Annotated in this window: 2 protein-coding genes; both read left to right on the top strand. The window is 64.7% G+C overall.

Annotated elements, in window-relative coordinates; genetic code table 11:
* A partial coding sequence (locus EN893_RS25715) for an NADH-ubiquinone oxidoreductase-F iron-sulfur binding region domain-containing protein (RefSeq protein WP_281062505.1) occupies positions 1–444 on the top strand: 444 nt, incomplete at its 5' end.
* A gap of 10 nt (positions 445–454) precedes the next feature.
* On the top strand, positions 455–3,221 hold a 2,767-nt coding region (gene fdhF / locus EN893_RS25710), incomplete at its 3' end, for a formate dehydrogenase subunit alpha (RefSeq protein ID WP_128361872.1).

The following is a 3,221-nucleotide window of genomic DNA, read 5'->3' as shown; positions in this document are numbered from 1 at the left end:
GCCACGGGGCGACCGGTCAAGGCGGTGCAGGTCGGCGGGCCGCTCGGCGCCTACTTCCCGCGCGCGCTGTTCGACACGCCGTTCGATTATGAAGCCTTCGCGGCAAAGGACGGGCTGATCGGCCATGCCGGCATCGTGGTGTTCGACGACACCGCCGATATGCTGAAACAGGCGCGCTTTGCCATGGAGTTCTGCGCCATCGAAAGCTGCGGCAAGTGCACGCCCTGCCGCATCGGCTCGACGCGCGGTGTCGAGACCATCGACAGAATAGTCGCGGGCATCGAGCCGGAGAAGAACCTCGCTCTGGTCACCGACCTCTGCAACACGATGAAGTTCGGTTCGCTCTGCGCGCTGGGCGGCTTCACGCCCTATCCCGTGATGAGCTCGATTACCCATTTCCCCGACGACTTCAAGCCAGCGCCCGTGCGCGTGGCTGCCGAATAGGAGCTGGCAGATGAACATCAAGGCCGACTTCCCCTCCCTCGTCGAAGAGATCGACTACGGAACCCCGCAATCGAAGGCGCAGAAGCAGGTCACGCTGAACGTCGACGGTCGCAGCATCACCGTGCCGGAAGGCACCTCGATCATGCGTGCCGCGATGGAAGGCGGGGTCGAGATCCCGAAGCTTTGCGCCACCGACATGCTGGACTCCTTCGGTTCGTGCCGTGTCTGCCTTGTCGAGATCGAAGGACGCGGCGGCACGCCGGCATCGTGCACGACGCCCGTCGGCGAAGGCATGATCGTGCGCACGCAGACCGAGCGGCTCGATGCCATTCGCCGCGGCGTCATGGAGCTCTACGTCTCCGATCATCCGACCGGCTGGAACGAACAGGCCGGAACCGGCGCGAGCGAGTTCGATGCGGTGGCGAAGTCGATCGGCCTGACCGAGAACCGCTACGGCATCGAAGGCCGCAACCACGTCAAGCCGGAAGGTGGCGTGGCGCCCGGCCATGGCTCGCTGGCGGTCGACTACATCGCCCGCGATGAATCCAACCCCTATTTCACCTATGATGCCTCGCAATGCATCGTCTGCTCGCGCTGCGTGCGGGCCTGCGAAGAGGTGCAGGGCACCTTCGCGCTGACCATCGAGGGACGAGGCTTCGAATCCCGGGTTTCGGCGGGGATGCACGAGGCGTTCATCGATTCGGAATGCGTGTCCTGCGGCGCCTGCGTGCAGGCCTGTCCGACCGATGCGCTGCGCGAGAAGACGGTGCTTGCCAAGGGCCTGCCGGAGCGCTCGGCTGTTACCACCTGCGCCTATTGCGGCGTCGGCTGCTCGTTCAAGGCCGAGGTGAAGGGTGACGAAGTCGTTCGCATGATGCCCTATAAGGAGGGGAAGGCGAACCACGGCCATTCCTGCGTCAAGGGCCGTTTCGCCTATGGCTACGCCACCCACAAGGACCGCATCCTGTCGCCGATGATCCGCGAAAAGGTCACCGACCCGTGGCGCGAGGTGAGCTGGGAAGAGGCGATCGCCCATACGGCCAAGGAATTCCGCCGCATCCAGTACCAGTACGGACGCACTGCGATCGGCGGCATCACCTCGTCGCGCTGCACCAACGAGGAAACCTATCTCGTCCAGAAGATGGTGCGGCAGGGTTTCCGCAACAACAATGTCGACACCTGCGCACGCGTCTGCCATTCGCCGACGGGCTACGGGCTCGGCCAGACCTATGGCACCTCGGCCGGCACGCAGGATTTCGATTCCGTCGACTTCACCGACGTCGCCGTCATCATCGGCGCCAATCCGGCTTCCGCTCACCCGGTGTTCGCCTCGCGGCTGAAGAAGCGGCTGCGCCAGGGCGCCAAGCTGATCGTGCTCGATCCGCGCCGCACCGAGATGGTCAAGTCGGCCCATATCGAAGCGGATTATCACCTGCCGCTGAAGCCCGGCACCAATGTGGCCGTGCTGACGGCGCTGGCGCATGTGATCGTCACCGAGGGCCTGTTCGACGAAGCCTTCATCCGCGAACGCTGCGACTGGACGGAGTTCCAGGATTGGGCATCGTTCGTAGCCTTGCCGGAAAACAGCCCCGAAACCGTCGGCAAATTGTCCGGCGTCGATCCAGAGCTGATCCGGGGCGCTGCGCGGCTCTACGCCACCGGCGGCAACGGCGCGATCTATTACGGCCTCGGCGTGACGGAACACAGCCAGGGCTCGACCACTGTGATGGCAATCGCCAATCTCGCCATGGCCACCGGCAATATCGGCCGGCCCGGCGTCGGCGTGAACCCACTGCGCGGCCAGAACAACGTGCAGGGCTCCTGCGACATGGGCTCCTTCCCGCACGAACTGCCGGGCTATCGCCACATCTCCGGCGAAGCCGTGCGCGATATCTATGAGACCTTGTGGGGCGTGAAGCTGGACGACGAACCCGGCCTGCGCATCCCCAACATGCTCGACGCCGCCGTCGACGGCAGCTTCAAGGGCATCTACATCCAGGGCGAGGACATTCTGCAGTCCGATCCCGACACCAAGCATGTCGCCGCCGGCCTTGCCGCGATGGAATGCGTCGTCGTGCACGACCTGTTCCTCAACGAGACGGCGAACTACGCGCATGTCTTCCTGCCGGGCTCGACTTTCCTGGAGAAGGACGGCACCTTCACCAACGCCGAGCGCCGCATCAACATGGTGCGCAAGGTTCTTGAGCCGAAGGCGCGCTACGCCGATTGGGAGGCGACGCAGGAGCTTGCCCGCGCGATCGGGCTGGACTGGAACTATCAGCATCCCTCCGAGATCATGGACGAGATCGCGATGACCACGCCGAGCTTCGCCGGCGTCTCCTTCGAGTTGCTCGACCGTGTCGGATCCGTGCAATGGCCCTGCAACGAGAAGGCGCCGCTCGGCACCCCGATCATGCATATTGACGGGTTCGTGCGCGGCAAGGGCAAGTTCATCCGGACCGAATATGTGGCGACGGACGAAAGGACGGGACCGCGCTTCCCGCTGCTGCTCACCACCGGCCGCATCCTGTCACAGTACAATGTCGGCGCGCAGACCAGGCGCACCGACAACAGCATGTGGCACTCGGAGGACCGGCTGGAGATCCATCCGCACGATGCCGAGAACCGCGGTTTGCGCGACGGCGACTGGGTCCGGCTGACCAGCCGATCGGGCGAGACGACGCTGCGCGCGCTGATCACCGACCGGGTGTCGCCCGGCGTGGTCTACACGACGTTCCATCATCCGGACACGCAGGCCAACGTCATCACCACCGACT

It is taken from the genome of Mesorhizobium sp. M7A.F.Ca.CA.004.04.2.1 (genome assembly GCF_004022825.1).
Classification (GTDB): domain Bacteria; phylum Pseudomonadota; class Alphaproteobacteria; order Rhizobiales; family Rhizobiaceae; genus Mesorhizobium.
The sequence above is the reverse complement of the archived record's forward strand: the minus strand, read 5'-3'. Positions and strand labels throughout refer to the sequence as shown.